Source organism: Acinetobacter legionensis (assembly GCF_057165765.1).
In genome coordinates this window covers 3,982,420-4,000,077 of the sequence record NZ_CM169896.1, presented here as the reverse complement: position 1 = coordinate 4,000,077, position 17,658 = coordinate 3,982,420, and the positions used below count along the sequence as shown (strand labels likewise).

Below are 17,658 nucleotides of genomic sequence, written 5' to 3'. Positions count from 1 at the left end.
TACATGACGGATAAGTCAATTCAAGAGTTAGCGGTCAGCGTAGGACTTCCTGTTGCAAAGCTCCTTGATCAGGTGCGTGAAGCTGGATTGCCACAAAAACAGGCTGAAGATAAAATTTCTACTGAACAGCAAGATGTTCTCGTGAACCATTTGAAAAAAGCACATGGTCAAGATACGGGACAAGCAGGACAAATCACGTTGAAACGTAAAACGACAAGTACGGCTAAAGTTGCGAGTACTTCAGGTAAAGCGAAGACAATTAACGTAGAAGTTCGTAAGAAGCATACGTTTACTAAGCCAGATCCTGAACAAATCAAAGCGGAAGCTTTGGCTAAAGCTCAAGCAAATGCTCAAGCGACGTCAACTCAAAAAGTACAGCAAAATACTGTTGTAGCTGGAGTTGAAAAGACTGAAAGCTCAGCGAAAGCGAATTTAGAAAAAATGCGTGCTGCTGCAAAACAACAAACTGCTGCAAAAGAAACACCAAAAGCAGCTGTTGTTGTAAAACGTAAATCGACCAATAAGCCGATTACTAAAGCAACAGTAAAAACAATTGAAACCCCTGAGCAGAAACGTGCACGTGAAGCTCAAGCAGCACAACTGAAAGCGACTGAAGAAGCAGCTCGTCGTAAGTCGGCAGAAGAAGCTCAACAGCGTACGCTTGAGCAAATGCGTCAAATGGCGTCTAAGTATTCTTCTGATGAAACTGCAACAACGATTCGTGTAGTTGACGATTCACCGTTGGCTGCAGGTTTGGTTGGTCAAGCATATGAAGACTCATTTGCAAAAGAAGACCGTGAAATCAAACGTGGTACCAATACTGCAAATACACGTTCTCCTAAGAAAGGTGGTCGTCGTGGTCAGGAAGAGCAATCTTTCAGCCATAACCCGCATAAACGTGGTTTAAAAACCAGTCAAGCGAATAAACATGGTTTTGAGAAACCAGTTAAAAAGCAAGTTTATGACGTTGAAATTGGAGAAACTATTGTTGTTGCAGACCTTGCAGCAAAAATGGCAGTTAAAGTTCGTGAAGTAATTAAATCACTGATGAAAATGGGTGAGCTTGTTACTCAGAACCAAGCCATTGAGCAAGAAGTTGCGGCATTAATTGTTGAAGAAATGGGTCACAACCCAGTACGTGTATCTGATACACAAGCTGAAGATAACTTACTTGAAGCAGCTGAAGAAGCACGTGGTGCGCAAACAACACGTGCGCCAGTTGTGACAATCATGGGTCACGTTGACCATGGTAAGACATCGTTACTGGATCGTATTCGTCGTGCCAAAGTTGCGCAAGGCGAAGCGGGCGGGATTACACAGCATATTGGTGCTTATCACGTTAAAACGGATAAAGGAATTATTACTTTCCTGGATACGCCTGGACATGCTGCATTTACTGCAATGCGTTCACGTGGTGCCAAAGCGACTGATATCGTGGTACTTGTTGTTGCAGCGGATGACGGTGTAATGCCACAAACTGCGGAAGCAATTGACCATGCACGTGCTGCGGGTACTCCAATTATTGTTGCAATCAATAAAATGGATAAAGAATCAGCTGATCCAGATCGCGTATTGAATGAATTGACAACCAAAGAAATCGTGCCTGAACAATGGGGTGGTGATGTACCAGTTGCAATGGTTTCAGCACACTCAGGTCAAGGTATCGACGAACTTCTAGATTTGATTTCAATTCAAGCTGAAATGTTAGAGTTGAAAGCGTCTGAAGAAGGTGCTGCACAAGGTGTTGTAATTGAAGCACGTGTAGACAATAGCCGTGGTGCGGTAACGTCTATTCTTGTTCAAAACGGTACACTGAAAGTAGGTGACTTGGTTCTTGCAGGCGCATCTTACGGCCGTGTTCGTGCGATGACCGATGAGAATGGTCAACGTATTCAATCTGCAGGTCCTTCAATTCCAGTTGAAATTTTAGGTCTTCCAGAAGCGCCAATGGCGGGTGATGAAGTTCTTGTTGTTAATGACGAGAAAAAAGCACGTGAAGTTGCCGATGCGCGTATGGACCGTGAGCGTCAAAAACGTCTTGAACGTCAAAGTGCAATGCGTCTTGAGAACATTATGGCATCAATGGGCAAGAAAGATGTGCCGATTGTAAATGTTGTTCTTAAAACTGATGTACGTGGTACCTTGGAAGCGCTACATGTTGCACTTGCTGATCTTGCAACTGACGAAGTTAAAGTACGTGTAATCGGTTCGGGCGTGGGTGCAATCACTGAGTCTGATGTGACCCTTGCTGAATCTTCAGAAGCAGTACTTCTTGGCTTTAACGTACGTGCAGACAATACCGCGCGTCAAAAAGCAGATGCAGATGGTATCGACATTCGTTACTACTCAATCATCTATCAACTTATTGATGATGTGAAAGCAGCAATGAGCGGAAAACTTGCACCTGAACACCGTGAAACAATTTTGGGGGTTGCAGAAGTTCGTGAAGTATTCCACTCAAGTAAGTTTGGTGCTGCCGCAGGTTGTATGGTGCTCGAAGGTGTATTGCATCGTAATAAACCAATCCGTGTACTACGTGATGATGTTGTGGTATTCCAAGGCGAGCTTGAATCTCTTCGTCGCTATAAAGAAGTGGTTGAAGAAGTTCGTGCTGGTATGGAATGTGGTCTTGCAGTAAAAGGTTATAAAGACATCAAAGCACTTGATAAAATCGAAGTGTATGATGTTCAGTTGATTAAACGGAGTCTTTAATGGCGGGTAGTCAACGTCTTAAGCGTATGGCAGATACGGTACAACGTGAGTTGTCAGAACTGATTCGCCAAGAGCTTAAAGATCCTCGCTTAGGTGGTCTTGTGACCATCTCTGCGGTGAAAGTGAGTCCAGATCTGGGTTATGCAGAAGTTTACGTTACCGTGATGGGGCGTGAACTTGGCGATGAGCAAAGTGAAGTGGCAAATAAAGAAACGTTAGATGTCTTAAATAAAGCATCTGGTTTCTTACGCCACGAATTAGGTCGTCGTATCAAAACTCGTATAACGCCACGTTTGCGCTTTCATTATGATAAAACCAATGCCTATGGTAACTATATGTTTGGTTTAATTGCAGAAGCAGTGAAAGATTTGCCTGAGCAACAAGACGAAGAAGAAAAGTAAACTTAAACAATAAGCCACCTGAGGGTGGCTTTTTTGTATCTTTAAAAGATGTTTAAATTCTAAGTGAATAATAAAAATAAAAAGATGAAGCTAAAAATTTATCTGCTGATGATCAGATTATACTCTCATGAGTAAAACACTAGATCAGCTTGATCAACGCGCAGAGTTTTTGGGCGATAGCAATGCAAAGTTAATTTAGTCAGGTCTAGATAATTTTAAACATTTAAAAAGGTTTTGGTTTAAGGCATTCTTCAGCAATTTCTATCAAACATGCAAAAATTTAATTGTCTTGTCTTTGGCTAGGTAGCAGAAATTAAACAAAACTTTGCCTTAAACTGTATAGAATGCAGAGATATCAACAAATACAAATAAATATCTTTGAGGAATTGGCAATGAATTCAATGAAAAAAGGTTTAGTTGCACTTACACTGGCAAGCACCTTAGCTTTTTCAGGTTGTGGCTATAATACTTTGCAAGCTAAAGATGAGTCTGTAAATGCGGCATGGTCTGAAGTTGAAAACCAATATCAACGTCGTGCAGATCTAGTCCCTAACTTGGTGAATGTGGTTAAAGGTTATGCAACCCACGAAGAAAAAGTTTTAACTGAGGTGACTGAGGCACGTGCCAATGTCGCAGGTTTAAAAGTAGACAAAGAAGTATTGAACGATCCTGAATTGTTTAAAAAATATCAAGAAGCACAATCACAAATGACAGGTGCATTATCACGTCTTTTAGCGGTGACAGAAAATTATCCAGATTTAAAAGCCAATGAACAATTCCGTGATTTACAGGTTCAATTGGAAGGGACTGAAAACCGTATTAGTACTGCACGGACACGTTATGTTGCATCTGTTCAAGATTACAATACCTATGTGCGTCAATTCCCTCAGGCAATGACTGCTAAAGTGATTGGTATGAAAGCTAAACCGAACTTTAGTGCTGAAGCAGGTGCATCGAAAGTGCCAACAGTTAATTTTAATTAATGATGTGATTTTATTTCTCTGTCTTTAACGCTTGAGATAAAAGATAGTGGGAATATTTTTCATTATTCAATAAAAGGTGAACTATGATTGAATGGCGAGAAAAATCAGTAATGAAAAACATGAGTACAATATTATTTGTATTTTTTGGACTGATGCTTTCTGTTCAATCTAGTGTTTGGGCTGAAACAGCGACAGCCACAGATGAGCAAGAGGTACAAGACGCAATTGTTTTGGGTAAAGTTGTACCCAATGCCAATTTGCCCAATGTGATCGGCTCAAAACCCACAGATGCTCAAAAACAAACACCTACCACACAGCAAGCACCTCAAACTTCCTCAAAAGACTTACCACAAGTTGCCAATGATATGGCAGAGGGTGAAAGTGCTCGAAATATTCCCACATTAAACCAGCCTGTCGTTGATCAAGCCAATGTTTTATCTGCAGCTGAAAAGCAAAATTTAGAACAACAAATTCGTGATATTTATCGCCAAGGTAAAGCACAAATTGGGATTATCATTGTTCCAACCACAGGGCAAGAAGGTATTTTTGATTTTGCAATGCGTGTTGCTGAGCAATGGAAGTTAGGTTCAGCAAAACAAGACAATGGTTTATTGATCGCAGTTGCAGTCAATGATCATAAAATCCATATTGCAACGGGCTATGGTTTGGAGGGTGTACTCCCTGACATTGTGGCCAGTCGGATTATACGCAATCAGATCACACCAGATTTTAAGCAAGGACAATATGCTCAAGGTTTACTGGCGGGTGTCAATGAAATTGAGCGTATTTTAAACCTTGACCCTGAAATTGCCAAACAAGCCGCAGATGAGCTAAAAGAGCGTCAAAACCAAGCATTGCAAGAACAAGAAGCTAAGGATCGAACCTTGACCACTGCTATGGTGATTTTGGTGATTGGTATCTTTGCATCATTTATTGTGGGCAATCGTTTAAGTGCAGCAGTTGCGGGTGTGACAGCAACCGCTGCAGGACTTATTTATGGCTCAGGGATTGTGATGAGCTTAGTTTTGGGTTTTGGTATATTCTTTTTGTTGATTACATCACTGGCACAACTGATTTTCCAAATGTTTTTATCTGGTGGTGGCCGTGGTGGGGGCAGTGGCGGTGGTGGTTTTGGCGGTGGTGGGGGCTATAGTGGCGGCGGTGGTGGTTTCGGCGGTGGAGGAGCATCAGGCTCATGGTAACAAAAACAGATACAACAACAATTGTGACTGAACCGAAGTTACAGGAACAGGTACAACCCAGCTTTAAACGTTGGTTAAAGCACGTTTTATATATGCCTGCCTCGAAACGCTATTTTTCAAAGCAAGATCAGCATGCAATTGCACAAACGGTGAAGCAAGCAGAAGAAGGCCATGTCGGTGAAATACAAGTGGTGATCGAGGGGCATATTCCAAGTCATCAGGCATATCATCAAAATACACGGTTAAGGGCACAACAATTGTTTGCTGAATTGGGCGTGTGGGATACTGAGTATAATAGTGGCGTATTGCTGTATTTAAACTTATGTGAAAAGACGGTTGAAATTGTGATAGATCGTGGTATTTATCAAGCTACTACACAGCAAACGTGGCAACAGATTTGTGATGTGATGATTGCTGAACTAAAAAACAAAAATTATCGAATTGCAGTGAGCAATGGTGTTTTAGAAATTGGTCAAATTTTAAATTTATTTTATGGGGATAAATATAGTCAAATTGATAATGTAAATGAATTATCAAACAATCCAATCATTGTGAATTAATTTTATTCTCGGTGACAATAAATGTCACTTTTTTACGTATAATTACGTAAAAATATAAGCAGTAAAAAAAAACTTGTAAAGCATTACATTCTCTCTAAAATCAAAGAGTCTCGACTGGTTGTTGATTTTTTCCACAAAAAGAACAGCCATATAAATTGCTCAAAAGCTATAAAAATTTTTAAAACATTGGAGAAATGTTATGAATGCTCAAAAAGGTTTTACCCTGATTGAATTAATGATCGTTGTTGCAATTATCGGTATTCTTGCTGCGATCGCGATTCCTGCGTATCAAAACTATACGAAACGTTCTGTTACAGCGCAATGTATTGCTTCTGGTAAAAACTATGCTGGTATGTGGAATCTTTATGTATCAGACCCTGAAGGGAAAACTTCAAAACCTTTAACAACAACATTTTCAACAAATAATTGCTCAATTACTGAACCAGCACCAAATGCTACATCTTTTGATGTGACAGTGACTAATGGTAGTCAACCTAAGGTTACTTGTGATTTAACAAGAACGGTTTGTTCTTAATTTGAGAAGCTGTAAAAAGCTCATTTAAATTGAGCTTTTTACATTTTAAAATATGTAATTATGAGTATATTTAAATCAATTTTTTTTATAATTTTTTAAAGAAAGGTTTTATCTTACTTTCTTGTCTTTTTTTTATTTTTTCAATATTAAATCCATACCATACCCTACCATGGGTAAGTTTTTATTCAGAAAAGTATAGTTTTATATCATTTATTTTTATAGCTTTTTTTTTGGTTAATGAGAAACTAAAAATACCTTATGTAATTATTCCTGTTTTTTTTATTACACTTATTCCTCTTATACAATACTGTATAGGCTTGATAGTTTTTTTTGAAACTGCTTTATTAGGAATGGTTTATTTATTTTGTTTTTTCATTTCAATAATATTTGGCTATAATTTATTGAAAGTATCTAAGGGTAAAAATATATTCGATGCAATCAGTTTGTTTAGTTACACTTTAATTTTTATCTCATTAATTTCATCCTTAATCATTATTTTTCAATGGTTAAATTTTTATAATTTACAACCATATATTTTGAAAATAATGACGAATAGACCATATGGGAATTTAGCGCAACCAAATCAAATGGCAACAATTCTTTTAATGGGAATAGCATCCGTATGGTATGTATATGAGAAAAAAAATGAAAATTCATTTATTTTGGTTGTTATGGCATTACTGATTCTATTCTCGGTCATTTTAACACAATCAAGAACATCTTGGCTTATAATTTTTTTATTGTTTTTTTATTATTTATTTAAAAGAAAAAAATGTTATCTTAAAATAACAATGAGAAAAATATTTTTTTTAGGTGTTTTTTTTGTCTCTAATATTATTTTATTGCCTCTTTATAATTATTTATTTAAATTTTTTAATATTGGCGTTATACAGACAGCAGATGTATTAACTAGAAGTACAACAGGCTATTTAAGAATAGGTGTTTGGAAGCATTTTTTTAAAATTTTATTGGAAAAACCATTGGAAGGATATGGATGGTATCAGACACAATTAGCAAATATTTCATTAATTGAAAAAAGTGTAGAACCACAAGTAATAGATAGTTCACACAACATTATTTTAGATTTATTAGTTTGGTGTGGGATTCCACTAGGCATGATGATAGTTGTTTTATTTCTTTTCTTATTAGTTAGGATTTTAATTAAATCATTAACATTGGAAAATCTATTTTTTTCAATAACAATTATAATTATTGTTACCCATGCCTTTTTGGAATATCCTTTGTTTTACTCTTATTTTTTATTTCCTTTAGGTTTTGTTATAGGTGGTGCGCTCATACAATTTGATCTGGATTATGTTAAATCAACAAACAAAGTAAATATGTTTTCTCTATTTCTTTTAGTCATATTGCTCTTGATTATAAATATTGGTTATGAATATATGTACAAAAAAAGGTTAAATATTGCTTTGATGGAAGGATATAAGAATGAAATTTTACCAAGTTATTTACCGCATGAATCAAATTTTCTCCTTGAGAATTTCATTTATGATAGAAGTGATTTTATTATCTTTTGGATTCAATTTAATCCTTACCAATTATTGAGTGATAGAGAGATAGAGGGGCTAAAAACAAAAGTTCTGGCTACCGCTACGCAACAAGGGTTAATTAAATTGGCTGTACTTTTAACTTATAATAATAAAAAAGAAGAAGCTGCGGATGTTCTTAATATCATTAATAACTTTTATAATGTTGAAATTAAATTTGATCAACTTCTCAAAGCATCAATTTTTGACAAGATTTGTCGTTTTTGTACATAAAAATTCAAAAATAATAAAAAAATAGTTAAAAACTTTTTTTTATAATAAAGTAAAAAATAATTGTTAGAGAAATTATTATGAAATTTAATAAAGGCTTTACTCTTGTCGAAATTATGCTAGTTATAGCTGTGATTGGTATTCTTATGGCAATTGCTATACCTAGCTATCTTTTATATCAAAAGAAAACACAAGTTGCTGCGTGTTTGCATGAAACAAAGAGCTATAGCAATAATGTTTTTGTAGATATATTTGACCAAAATAACAATACACATCCTGGTCAGCCTTCAACTTCATCTTGTAGTTTTATCACAGACGCTTCTTCATGGAACGAGTCAACCACAAATCTGATTATTGAAGCAAAAAGTAAAAATTCATCAACAGTAGATATCCGTTGTGACTTGAGTAAAGGTGCAAACTGTACAATCATTCCTTAAACAAAAAGTGCTAGAAACGCTATAATAAACTCAGTTTTTCTTTTCACTTTTCCTATGAAAGCTATACCTTATCTTCTTTCAGCCGTCTTGCTTTTACTTGCTTGGCTTTTACCGATCCATAAAATGCCTTGGACAACCTTTGGTAGTGAAGAACTGACTTTTCTATCTGCTTTGGTGTTGCTCAGTGCTTTTCTAAATAAAGACTTAAAAATTCCAAAACCGCAACTGCTTATATTGCCTGTATTGGCGATTCCATTGATTCAATGGGGCTTTGGCGAGATTTTGTATTTAAGTAATGCGTTGCTTTGCACAGCCTATATTGCAATGTTTTGGTTGATGCTGGTTGTCGGTTATAACTTGGCAATAGGTGAAAAAGGTCAAAGAGAACAAGTCTTTAAAGTATTTAGTCTTGTGGTTTTTACGGGTGCGATACTTTCAAGTTTTATTGCAATGACCCAATGGTTAGGCGTAAACGAATATTTTAGACCATTGGTCAATTTGCTCAATGGTAATCGTCCCTATGCAAACTTTGCCCAGCCGAATAATCTGGCGACGTTTATGTGTATGGGGGTATTTGCATGTTTATATTTTTATGAAAAGAAGATACTGCCAAATTACATACTCGGGCCATCCACTTTTATTTTTCTATTCACCATTGCGCTGACTCAATCACGAACTGCTTGGGTGGTGTGTTTGTTCACATTGATTTATTTGACCATTAAGCAATTCGGTCAAACTAAACGCTTTGGGTTTATCAAATTACTCGCATGGTCTGGTGTATTTATTGCGTTGATTACTTGCTTACCCATGCTGAATCAGTGGATTATATCTGTATCAACCCAAGAAGTAACAGAGACAGCTTCAGTAGTCGAGCGAGCATCTTCAGGTTATCTCCGTTTAGATATGTGGAATCAAGCCTTAGTCGCAATTTCAGAAAAGCCGTGGTTTGGGTACGGTTGGAATCAAACAGGGATGGCGCAAATCGCTGCTTTTGATTTATATCCATCACATGAATGGTATAAAACGGCACATAATGTGATTTTGGATTTACTGATTTGGAATGGTATCCCGATTGGTGGATTGATTATTGTTTATATGGCATGTTGGTTGTATTGGTTAAATAAAGGCATTAAAGATGCGGTTTCAATTGCAGCGGGTTTGATGGTCTGTGCCATTTTGATTCATGCTTTATTGGAATACCCAATTCACTATGCATATTTCTTACTCCCTTTAGGTTTTTTATTGGGGATCATCCAAGCTCAGTATCCTCGTTTGCCTACAGAGAACTTAAAGTCTTCGGTTACAGTGAGTATTATTGTGATTGGTTTGGTCTTGGTGGGAGTGATTTATCGAGACTATATTTTATACCGCCAACAAAGTGTATTCGTAAATAAGAAAACACCGTTAAGTGCTTCACAGCAAGCAGTGATGAATCAAGATATTTTGTTGCTGACGCAATTTAAAGAACGTGTCTGGTGGATTGGTCTAAATCCATATAGCAAAATGTCGGATCAGCAGTTGCAATATATGGGGCGTATGGTGGCAAACTTAGCTTCGGCATATGATATTCAGAAATATGCACAGGTCTTGGCTTTTAATGGTAAAAAAGCTGAAGCTGAACATCAGTTATGGATTCTAAAGACACTGCATGGGCAAGAGACATCATATCAGGATCTATTACCTGTATCTGTTGCAGGAAAATAATACCCTTTCATAAAAGTGAATTGTGATGACTGTAGTGTTTGCATCGCTACATTTTGAAATAAAATAAAAAATCCCCCAATCAATTGGGGGATTTTTTTGTGATATTTAAAAATTAATTAGAGTTGGCTTTGAATATAATTTTCGATACCAACACTTTCACTTAGATCTAGTTGGGTCGTTGTCCAATCCCAAAATTCTTCTTCTTTCTCAAGAATTTCTTGAACAAGATCACGAGTCACATAATCTAAGTTGCTTTCAGCCAGCTCAACAGCTGTTTTCAATGCATCTATGTTTTCTTTTACTTTACGTACATCACAGTTTAAAACTTCAACCGTATGTTGACCAATATACAACTTTCCTAAATGTTGAAGATTAGGCAAACCTTCTAAAAAAAGAATACGTTCAATGATCTTATCCGCATGCTTCATTTGGCGAATAGATTCTTTGTATTCAGCCGAACCAAGTTTTTCGATTCCCCAATCATTAAACATACGCGAGTGTAGAAAGTATTGGTTAATCGCAGTCAAGTGATGGTAAAGCACTTGATTGAGTTGATTAATTACATCTCGATTGCCTTGCATATGGCTAAAACTCCATTCTAATTGTGTACCTTAATGTGAATTTAAACTGAGTCATTGAAATTTAATGATTAAGGTAATTCGATATGGCTCTATATTAATCAACTTTCTAGAGGGTTACGAGTAGTTTATGGAACGGCAAATGAAAATCGCAATCAAAAACAGTAGGGATGTCGTTTTGGCTAAAAGAGATTGATTAAAAAACGAACCCGCCTTGAGTCGAAGCGGGGGAGGAGAATGATCTGGGGATCATTAAAAAACTTATTTATTGTCGTTATTTATATAAACTTTTTATGCTTGAATCTTTGGATTTAAAACTATGCGGCAACAGAAATACGTGCTGCAATAAGTGATAGCTCTTCATTGATAATGCTTTTTGCTTCAGGAGCACAGCGACCACAGCACGTGCCTAAGTCTAATAATTCACGTACTTCACGGTAGCTCTCTGCACCATTTGCCATTGCATCTTTGATATCTTGATCTGTAATACCACGACATAAACAAACGTACATGAAACTCAACCCTAAGGTTAAATGCGATATCTAATATTATTGATAATTGTTATCATTTGTCAATGGAATTAATTTGAAATATCATTAATCTTTATTGGCTTTTTGAATAAAAAAATACTACCTGATCGGTAGTATTTAGTTTTATTTTTTAAATTATTTAAAATCAAATGTTTAATATTTGACTGCTATTATTGAGGAATAATGACAATGCCATCCATTTCAACCAACGCATTTTTAGGTAATGATGCAACACCTAATGCTGCACGAGCAGGGTAAGGTTGAGCAAAATATTCGCCCATGATTTGGTTAACCAATTGAAAGTTTGATAAATCAGTCAGAAAAATATTGAGCTTTGCAATATCTGCTAAAGAACCACCTGCGGCTTCACACACTGCTTTTAAATTATCAAAAACACGTCGAATTTGCGCTTCAATGCCTTCAACCAACTCCATGCTATACGGATCTAAGCCAATTTGCCCTGATAGATATAATGTATTGTCTACTAAAATAGCTTGTGAATAAGTACCAATTGCAGCAGGGGCATTTTCAGTATGGATCACTTGGCGGGACATTGATTTCTCCTTGATTTCAAATCATTTCATCATAAAGGATGAATAGCATGCAAAGTGCATCGAAGACTCTCGATAAACATTACAGATCTTAATTTAGCACGCTTTTGCTTTTAGCGCCTCGTTAATTGAAACGGGCATGGACATCCGACTAATTCGAGGAAAACCAAATTGCATACGTAATTCACGAATGATTTGCGCAATTTGTTTACGATTATTGACCACGATATTCACATAAGTTTTATCTTCATGAGAACGGACTGATTCAACCCCAGTTTTTGCTTTACGACATAAGTAAATCAATTCTGAAATTTGTTCATCAGTTAAAACAAGGTCAATACTCAAATAAGCATTGAAGTTAACATCGTCTTCTTCTTCCGACGTCCAGTGCAAAGACATGATGTTTTCTGGATGTAAATGTTGCTCATGCAATAAATTATGACATCGTGCACGATGTACAATTAAACCACGACGAGATAAATGTCCTTGAATTGGATCTCCCAATACAGGGTTACAACAGTGCGCATACTTAACATCGACACCATCGGTACCTTGAATCAAGCGCTTAGAAGCGTGTTCCTCAGTGGCTTTGGATTGAGCAAATAAATGATTGGCGACTAGTTGCGGTAGTAGGTCACCGACTGCAATTTGTTCAAATAAGGTGTCTTTATTAGATACATGGCGCCACTCTAATAAATCCTTCCAATCTGCTTCAGACAAGTCTTTAGTTGAGCGACTAAATAATTTTAAAGCACGGTTAAGCGCTTGTTGCCCCACTAAACGTTGTTCATCGGGATCTTGGTCACGCAAGATGTTCTGAATCGCACGACGTGCTTTTTGGGTATTAATAAAGCTTAACCAGTCTGGATTTGGTGTTGCCAATACATCGGTAATAATTTCAACCACCTGACCACTGACTAAAGGTGTTGAAAGGGGTTTAATTTCACCATTAATTTTAGCACCAACAGCATGGTTACCTAAAAACAGACTTGCTGAATATGCAAAATCAACTGCTGTAGCACCTTGAGGCAATTCATGTAGCTGTCCGTGTGGTGTATAGACCCAGATTTTTTCTTGATGTAGATAATCAAGGAGGTCACTAAATGTAGTCTTTGCACACTCTCCCCCGACAAGAATATCTAAATTCTTCATCGACGCTTGAATCGCTGAACGACATGCCTGTGGAGCGTTTTCACCAAGAACCACCCCAAAGCGCGCTGCTTTGCGCATCAGCTCGGTTTGAATGGTTAAAGACAGTGTTGTCCGCTCACCTTTGAGTTTGATCATCAAAGATTGGTTTCCGCCTGGTAATGGCCGACGGATATGATCTTCATAATCGATGACTTGGAAATTTTCTCGTAAGGCATCAACCAATCGGTCACAATCGGCAATGCTTTGTAAAATAATTTCGAAAGCGTGGCTGTGGGTGAGTTCCTGTAAGTCAATTTCGTTTTTTACAAAGTGGCGTAATAGTTCGATATTGTTATTTTTCTTTTTGATGCGCCCTTGAATATTATAATTATTGAGCAGTTCAGCTAAGTTTTGTTCCCAAACCGATTGATATTTACAGCGCTCTGGTTTGGTTTTGAGTAAATTTTCTTGTACATCATTGTACATATCGAGATCGAGATTTTGATAACACAAATGTTCTAAGTTATCCGCCATCTCATTCATACCGACAAGGCGTGCCATGGGAACAAAAATATCAAAGGTTTCTTGCGCAATTCGTGCTCGTTTATCTGGGCGTAAAGCACCCAGTGTTGTCATATTATGATAACGATCAGCGAGTTTGATAATAATGACACGTGGGTCTTGTAAGGTGGCTTGTAGAATCTTACGAAAAGATGCTGCTTTATTATATTCTTTATCACTGGAATGGCTGAGTTTGGTAACACCATCGACCAATTCGGCCACGGTTTTACCAAATTTTTCAGAGATATCTTCTTTGGTGAAATCAGTATCTTCAATCACATCGTGTAATAGTGCTGCCATGAGTGTTTCAGCATCCATACGCATATGTGCCAAAATACAACTCACCGCAATCGGATGTAAAATATAGGGTTCACCACTTTTACGTGTAATACCATCATGCGCAATATCAGCATAATCACAAGCCACAAGTACTCGCTCGACATCGCTTGGTTTTAAGTAAGCGTCGATAATTACATTCAGCTGTTGCTTGGATTGGCTGACCTGTTGGCCTGGCATAGAACACCTATCTTAAATTACAAATTTGAAATATTTTTCCTAATGCTTTAATGAAAAGCATATTGAGCCGCTTGTCAATTTCTAGACATCAAATATATCTATTTTTTTTAACAAATAATTTGAATTTTGTCGATTGATTGGCAAAACTTTTTGCAAAATAACTGAAATAAAAAAGCCTAGTTGAAAAACTAGGCTTTTTATAAAGGCTTAGCTTATTGGAAAGAAAAACCTTCAAGATTAAGATTGTTTGCTGATAAAGCAAGGTCAAGACTAGACGTTTGGTAATCTTGATCACGTTGCTTCAAGATATCTTTAGTCACATGACCAATCGCAATTTCACGTAATGCAACAACAGTCGGCTTGTCATTGTCCCACTCAACAGTCGGTTCAATGCCTTGACGTGCCAATTGACGCGCGCGTTTGCTTGCCACTAGTACAAGCTCAAAGCGGTTGTCCACATGGTCTAAACAATCTTCAACGGTTACGCGTGCCATAAGAGTTCTCGTTTGAATACAAATTTTTTAAATAGACTGTGCAGTATAAAATGCTTTCACTATAGACTCAAGTTTTAATCGAAGCTTATTTAGAAAGCATTGAAATACGATTAAGACTGGGGTGTAATCAGTTTGGTAATTAAAGCTTGATGACGATTTGCCTGTTGATCTATTTTTAAGCGGTTGGCATTGATCACAGATTCCAAATCATGTAACGCTTTATTGAAATCATCATTGATAATGATGTACTCAAAATTGACATATTGTTGCATGTCTTCCACCGCGCAACTTAAACGATGCTCAATGACTTCAACCGAGTCTGTACCACGATTTGAAAGACGCTGACGTAAATCAAATTGAGTAGGAGGGAGGATGAAAATTTGTTTAGATTCAGGAAAAAGTTTACGAACCTGTTCTGCACCTTGCCAATCGATCTCAAGTAGCACATCATGGCCTTTCGCCAATTGGTCTCTTACCGTTGTTTGCGCAGTACCATAATAATTACCAAAAACTTCTGCATATTCAATAAAACCACCTTGATTCACTTGGTCAAGAAAGTTTTCTTTAGAGGTAAAGTGATAATGAACACCGTCGAGTTCGCCAGGTCGCTGACCACGAGTCGTATGTGAAACAGAAACGTGTAAATTGCTCACACGCTCAAGCAGCGCTTTAACGAGAGATGTTTTGCCTGTTCCTGATGCCGCAGAAACGACAAACAATAGACCCGACATGATATTTTTCCTGATATGATAAAATATCTTCTCTATTTTAGAGTAGAGCGAACACAAACAAAACTGTTTTTACACATTGTTTGTGTTTAATCGATAAAATATATCCAACCATTGAAGTGAGCATTGAGGGTTTTATGGAAATTGTATTGGCTAATCCGCGTGGATTTTGTGCAGGTGTAGATCGTGCAATTGCCATCGTCAATCGTGCGCTTGAATGTTTTAATCCACCTATTTATGTACGTCATGAAGTGGTTCACAACAAATTTGTGGTTGACGATCTACGTCAGCGTGGTGCAATTTTTGTGGATGAGTTGGATGAAGTGCCTGACGATAATATTGTTATTTTTAGTGCACATGGCGTATCTAAGGCTGTTCAACAAGAAGCAGAGCGCCGTGGATTAAAAGTCTTTGATGCAACCTGTCCATTGGTCACCAAAGTACATATTGAAGTCACGAAATATGCCCGTGAAGGAACTGAAGCGATTTTAATTGGTCATGAAGGTCACCCTGAGGTTGAAGGTACCATGGGTCAATATGACAAAAAAAATGGTGGTGAAATTTACTTGGTTGAAGATGAAGATGATGTTGCTTCATTAACAGTACATCATCCTGAAAAAATAGCCTTTGTGACCCAAACAACCTTATCTATAGATGATACGGCCAAAGTGATTGATGCTTTACGCAATAAATTCCCTCAAATTCAAGGGCCTCGTAAAGATGATATTTGCTATGCCACACAAAATCGCCAAGATGCTGTGCGAGATTTAGCCACACAATGTGATGTGGTGTTGGTTGTTGGCTCTCCAAACTCATCAAATTCGAATCGTTTACGTGAGTTGGCTGAACGTATGGGCAAGCATGCTTATCTTATTGATAATGCAGATGAGTTACAGCAAGAATGGTTTAACTCAAATCATAAGGTTGGTGTGACAGCAGGAGCATCTGCACCTGAGATTTTAATTAAGCAAGTAATTCAACGTTTACAGGACTGGGGTGCGACCCCGCCACAAGAATTAAATGGTCGTGAGGAAAACATCACATTTAGTTTGCCAAAAGAGCTACGGATTCATGTAACTCAAGCTTAAATTTAAACTTTATTTTTTAAGCAGATAGCTGAGATTTCAGTTATCTGCTTTTTTATGCCTTTCGTCCAACTTGTATTGGTTTTGTAAGTATTTAAGCTATGATTTTTAATAGGGTAAAGTTTTGTTGCAATGGGGAGTAGCAATGCAAAATAATCGGGGATTCACCTTAATTGAGTTAATGGTGACGATTGCTGTTCTGGCAATTGTTGCATCGATTGCAGCACCCTCTTTTTCAAAGCTCTTAGCAACCTATCAGGCAAATAAAAGCAATGAAGAGTTAATGAAAGCACTAAAAGAAGCGAAGAGCCGTGCATCATCAATGAAAATGTCTGTGATCGTTTGTCCAAATAAAGATGGCTCGAATCAGGAAATAACAAAGACACTTTGTTTAACCAAAGCAGGTGTTAGTAGCGCCAATGCTTCAAATTTCATTGATGCAAAACGTGTCATTTTAGCCAATATTGATAAGGCTGTTAGTGTTGGTGGTGACTTAAATGTTGTTTTTAGTGCTATTGGGTCATCACTTGATAATGTGCCGAGTACCAACTTAAAGGCAAGGAAAATAACAATATGTGGTAATAAGGAAATTACCGAAATAACAGTATCAGTTATTGGAATTGTATCCTCTGAAAAGAATGGAGCATGCTCATGAAGAATAAGAAGAATCAATTGGGTGTGGGATTGGTTGAAGTTTTAGTTGCTCTGGTTTTACTTGCGATCGGGGTTTTGGGATTTACTGCTTTACAGTTAAGGGCGGTGGACGCGACTGGTGAAGCGCTTACAAGATCTCAAGCAACCCTAATTTTGAGAGGCTTAACAGAAAGTATTCGAGCTAATCCTAATGGTCAATCTAGTTATCCTGCAGCAGTAAAAAACTATATTGGAGTGGGAGAAAAGTCTCCGAAAAAAAAATGTTTTAATGCCACATGTACGCCAGCAGAAATGGCGGATTATGATTCATATTTGGCTGCTGATGCAGCATCAAGAATCGGTATTAGTATTACAATGACTGATTGTCCAGGGGTAGGCAGTACAATTAAAAGGCAATGCTTATTCGCTGCTTGGGATGAAACTGCATCGAAATTAAAAGCAAGTGATTATAGTGCTTGTATGAGTAGCACAGGAACGTATGTGTTTACTGCAAAATGCCTAATGATGGAGGCATATTAAAT

General features: G+C 37.3%; 18 protein-coding genes. 12 read left to right on the top strand and 6 right to left on the bottom strand.

Annotated elements, in window-relative coordinates:
* Positions 1 to 3: 3 nt before the first annotated feature.
* The 9 genes from infB to AC2G3J_RS18250 all read left to right on the top strand — a co-directional run bounded on the left by infB (position 4) and on the right by AC2G3J_RS18250 (position 10,309).
* Complete coding sequence (gene infB, locus AC2G3J_RS18290) at positions 4 to 2,712, top strand: translation initiation factor IF-2 (RefSeq protein WP_336952302.1); 2,709 nt, start codon at positions 4 to 6, stop codon at positions 2,710 to 2,712.
* Positions 2,712 to 3,113, top strand: coding sequence for a ribosome-binding factor A (locus tag AC2G3J_RS18285; protein WP_336952301.1), 402 nt, complete (start codon positions 2,712 to 2,714; stop codon positions 3,111 to 3,113). The genes infB and AC2G3J_RS18285 overlap by 1 nt, the downstream gene beginning before the upstream one ends.
* Positions 3,114 to 3,505: 392 nt before the next feature.
* A complete protein-coding gene (locus AC2G3J_RS18280; protein WP_483770411.1) occupies positions 3,506 to 4,096 on the top strand; it encodes a LemA family protein in 591 nt (196 codons plus the stop codon).
* Between the two features lie 119 nt (positions 4,097 to 4,215).
* Positions 4,216 to 5,298 (top strand): TPM domain-containing protein, encoded by a 1,083-nt coding sequence (locus tag AC2G3J_RS18275; protein WP_483770410.1) that lies wholly within the window; start codon positions 4,216 to 4,218, stop codon positions 5,296 to 5,298.
* Entirely contained in the window at positions 5,292 to 5,858 is a 567-nt protein-coding gene (locus AC2G3J_RS18270) for a TPM domain-containing protein (protein WP_483770409.1), read from the top strand. Before AC2G3J_RS18275 ends, AC2G3J_RS18270 begins: the two co-directional genes overlap by 7 nt.
* Positions 5,859 to 6,057: 199 nt before the next feature.
* The gene (locus tag AC2G3J_RS18265; RefSeq protein ID WP_483770408.1) at positions 6,058 to 6,393 is read left to right on the top strand and encodes a prepilin-type N-terminal cleavage/methylation domain-containing protein; all 336 of its coding nucleotides are present in this window, start codon (positions 6,058 to 6,060) and stop codon (positions 6,391 to 6,393) included.
* Between the two features lie 230 nt (positions 6,394 to 6,623).
* Positions 6,624 to 8,171 carry an O-antigen ligase family protein gene (locus AC2G3J_RS18260; RefSeq protein ID WP_483770407.1) on the top strand — a complete coding sequence of 516 codons (1,548 nt, stop codon included), beginning with the start codon at positions 6,624 to 6,626 and terminating at the stop codon, positions 8,169 to 8,171.
* Between the two features lie 77 nt (positions 8,172 to 8,248).
* Positions 8,249 to 8,605, top strand: a complete 357-nt coding sequence (locus tag AC2G3J_RS18255) for a pilin (RefSeq protein ID WP_483770406.1) — start codon at positions 8,249 to 8,251, stop codon at positions 8,603 to 8,605.
* 54 nt (positions 8,606 to 8,659) lie between these two features.
* The gene (locus AC2G3J_RS18250) at positions 8,660 to 10,309 is read left to right on the top strand and encodes an O-antigen ligase family protein (RefSeq protein ID WP_483770405.1); all 1,650 of its coding nucleotides are present in this window, start codon (positions 8,660 to 8,662) and stop codon (positions 10,307 to 10,309) included.
* A 116-nt stretch (positions 10,310 to 10,425) separates the two neighbouring features.
* On the opposite strand, the gene bfr is transcribed toward AC2G3J_RS18250, so the two are convergent.
* The 6 genes from bfr to gmk all read right to left on the bottom strand — a co-directional run bounded on the left by bfr (position 10,426) and on the right by gmk (position 15,401).
* A complete protein-coding gene (gene bfr, locus AC2G3J_RS18245) occupies positions 10,426 to 10,890 on the bottom strand; it encodes a heteropolymeric bacterioferritin subunit Bfr (protein ID WP_336952292.1) in 465 nt (154 codons plus the stop codon).
* A 314-nt stretch (positions 10,891 to 11,204) separates the two neighbouring features.
* Positions 11,205 to 11,399 carry a bacterioferritin-associated ferredoxin gene (locus AC2G3J_RS18240; RefSeq protein WP_004718308.1) on the bottom strand — a complete coding sequence of 65 codons (195 nt, stop codon included), beginning with the start codon at positions 11,397 to 11,399 and terminating at the stop codon, positions 11,205 to 11,207.
* A 188-nt stretch (positions 11,400 to 11,587) separates the two neighbouring features.
* The gene (locus AC2G3J_RS18235; RefSeq protein WP_004718306.1) at positions 11,588 to 11,971 is read right to left on the bottom strand and encodes a deaminase RidA; all 384 of its coding nucleotides are present in this window, start codon (positions 11,969 to 11,971) and stop codon (positions 11,588 to 11,590) included.
* A 93-nt stretch (positions 11,972 to 12,064) separates the two neighbouring features.
* Complete coding sequence (locus AC2G3J_RS18230; protein WP_483770404.1) at positions 12,065 to 14,176, bottom strand: RelA/SpoT family protein; 2,112 nt, start codon at positions 14,174 to 14,176, stop codon at positions 12,065 to 12,067.
* Between the two features lie 212 nt (positions 14,177 to 14,388).
* On the bottom strand, positions 14,389 to 14,670 hold the full coding sequence (gene rpoZ / locus AC2G3J_RS18225) for a DNA-directed RNA polymerase subunit omega (protein WP_004718302.1): 282 nt from the start codon (positions 14,668 to 14,670) through the stop codon (positions 14,389 to 14,391).
* A 110-nt stretch (positions 14,671 to 14,780) separates the two neighbouring features.
* Complete coding sequence (gmk, locus tag AC2G3J_RS18220) at positions 14,781 to 15,401, bottom strand: guanylate kinase (RefSeq protein WP_336952290.1); 621 nt, start codon at positions 15,399 to 15,401, stop codon at positions 14,781 to 14,783.
* A 134-nt stretch (positions 15,402 to 15,535) separates the two neighbouring features.
* On the opposite strand from gmk, the gene ispH reads away from it, so the two are divergent.
* From ispH to pilV, 3 genes are all read left to right on the top strand, one after another.
* Positions 15,536 to 16,486: a 4-hydroxy-3-methylbut-2-enyl diphosphate reductase gene (ispH, locus tag AC2G3J_RS18215; protein ID WP_483770403.1), complete on the top strand. Its 951-nt coding sequence runs from the start codon at positions 15,536 to 15,538 to the stop codon at positions 16,484 to 16,486.
* Positions 16,487 to 16,628: 142 nt separating this feature from the next.
* On the top strand, positions 16,629 to 17,138 hold the full coding sequence (locus AC2G3J_RS18210; protein ID WP_336952288.1) for a pilus assembly FimT family protein: 510 nt from the start codon (positions 16,629 to 16,631) through the stop codon (positions 17,136 to 17,138).
* Positions 17,135 to 17,656, top strand: coding sequence for a type IV pilus modification protein PilV (gene pilV, locus AC2G3J_RS18205; protein WP_336952287.1), 522 nt, complete (start codon positions 17,135 to 17,137; stop codon positions 17,654 to 17,656). The genes AC2G3J_RS18210 and pilV overlap by 4 nt, the downstream gene beginning before the upstream one ends.
* The last annotated feature ends 2 nt before the right edge of the window (positions 17,657 to 17,658 follow it).

Coding starts and splice junctions, on each gene's coding strand:
- AC2G3J_RS18280 (WP_483770411.1), top strand. CDS start 3,506: ATGAATTCAATGAAAAAAGGTTTAGTTGCACTTACACTGGCAAGCACC.
- ispH (WP_483770403.1), top strand. CDS start 15,536: ATGGAAATTGTATTGGCTAATCCGCGTGGATTTTGTGCAGGTGTAGAT.
- AC2G3J_RS18230 (WP_483770404.1), bottom strand. CDS start 14,176: ATGCCAGGCCAACAGGTCAGCCAATCCAAGCAACAGCTGAATGTAATT.
- AC2G3J_RS18250 (WP_483770405.1), top strand. CDS start 8,660: ATGAAAGCTATACCTTATCTTCTTTCAGCCGTCTTGCTTTTACTTGCT.
- infB (WP_336952302.1), top strand. CDS start 4: ATGACGGATAAGTCAATTCAAGAGTTAGCGGTCAGCGTAGGACTTCCT.
- AC2G3J_RS18255 (WP_483770406.1), top strand. CDS start 8,249: ATGAAATTTAATAAAGGCTTTACTCTTGTCGAAATTATGCTAGTTATA.
- AC2G3J_RS18240 (WP_004718308.1), bottom strand. CDS start 11,399: ATGTACGTTTGTTTATGTCGTGGTATTACAGATCAAGATATCAAAGAT.
- AC2G3J_RS18275 (WP_483770410.1), top strand. CDS start 4,216: ATGAGTACAATATTATTTGTATTTTTTGGACTGATGCTTTCTGTTCAA.
- AC2G3J_RS18270 (WP_483770409.1), top strand. CDS start 5,292: ATGGTAACAAAAACAGATACAACAACAATTGTGACTGAACCGAAGTTA.
- AC2G3J_RS18210 (WP_336952288.1), top strand. CDS start 16,629: ATGCAAAATAATCGGGGATTCACCTTAATTGAGTTAATGGTGACGATT.
- rpoZ (WP_004718302.1), bottom strand. CDS start 14,670: ATGGCACGCGTAACCGTTGAAGATTGTTTAGACCATGTGGACAACCGC.
- AC2G3J_RS18285 (WP_336952301.1), top strand. CDS start 2,712: ATGGCGGGTAGTCAACGTCTTAAGCGTATGGCAGATACGGTACAACGT.
- AC2G3J_RS18235 (WP_004718306.1), bottom strand. CDS start 11,971: ATGTCCCGCCAAGTGATCCATACTGAAAATGCCCCTGCTGCAATTGGT.
- bfr (WP_336952292.1), bottom strand. CDS start 10,890: ATGCAAGGCAATCGAGATGTAATTAATCAACTCAATCAAGTGCTTTAC.
- AC2G3J_RS18265 (WP_483770408.1), top strand. CDS start 6,058: ATGAATGCTCAAAAAGGTTTTACCCTGATTGAATTAATGATCGTTGTT.
- gmk (WP_336952290.1), bottom strand. CDS start 15,401: ATGTCGGGTCTATTGTTTGTCGTTTCTGCGGCATCAGGAACAGGCAAA.
- pilV (WP_336952287.1), top strand. CDS start 17,135: ATGAAGAATAAGAAGAATCAATTGGGTGTGGGATTGGTTGAAGTTTTA.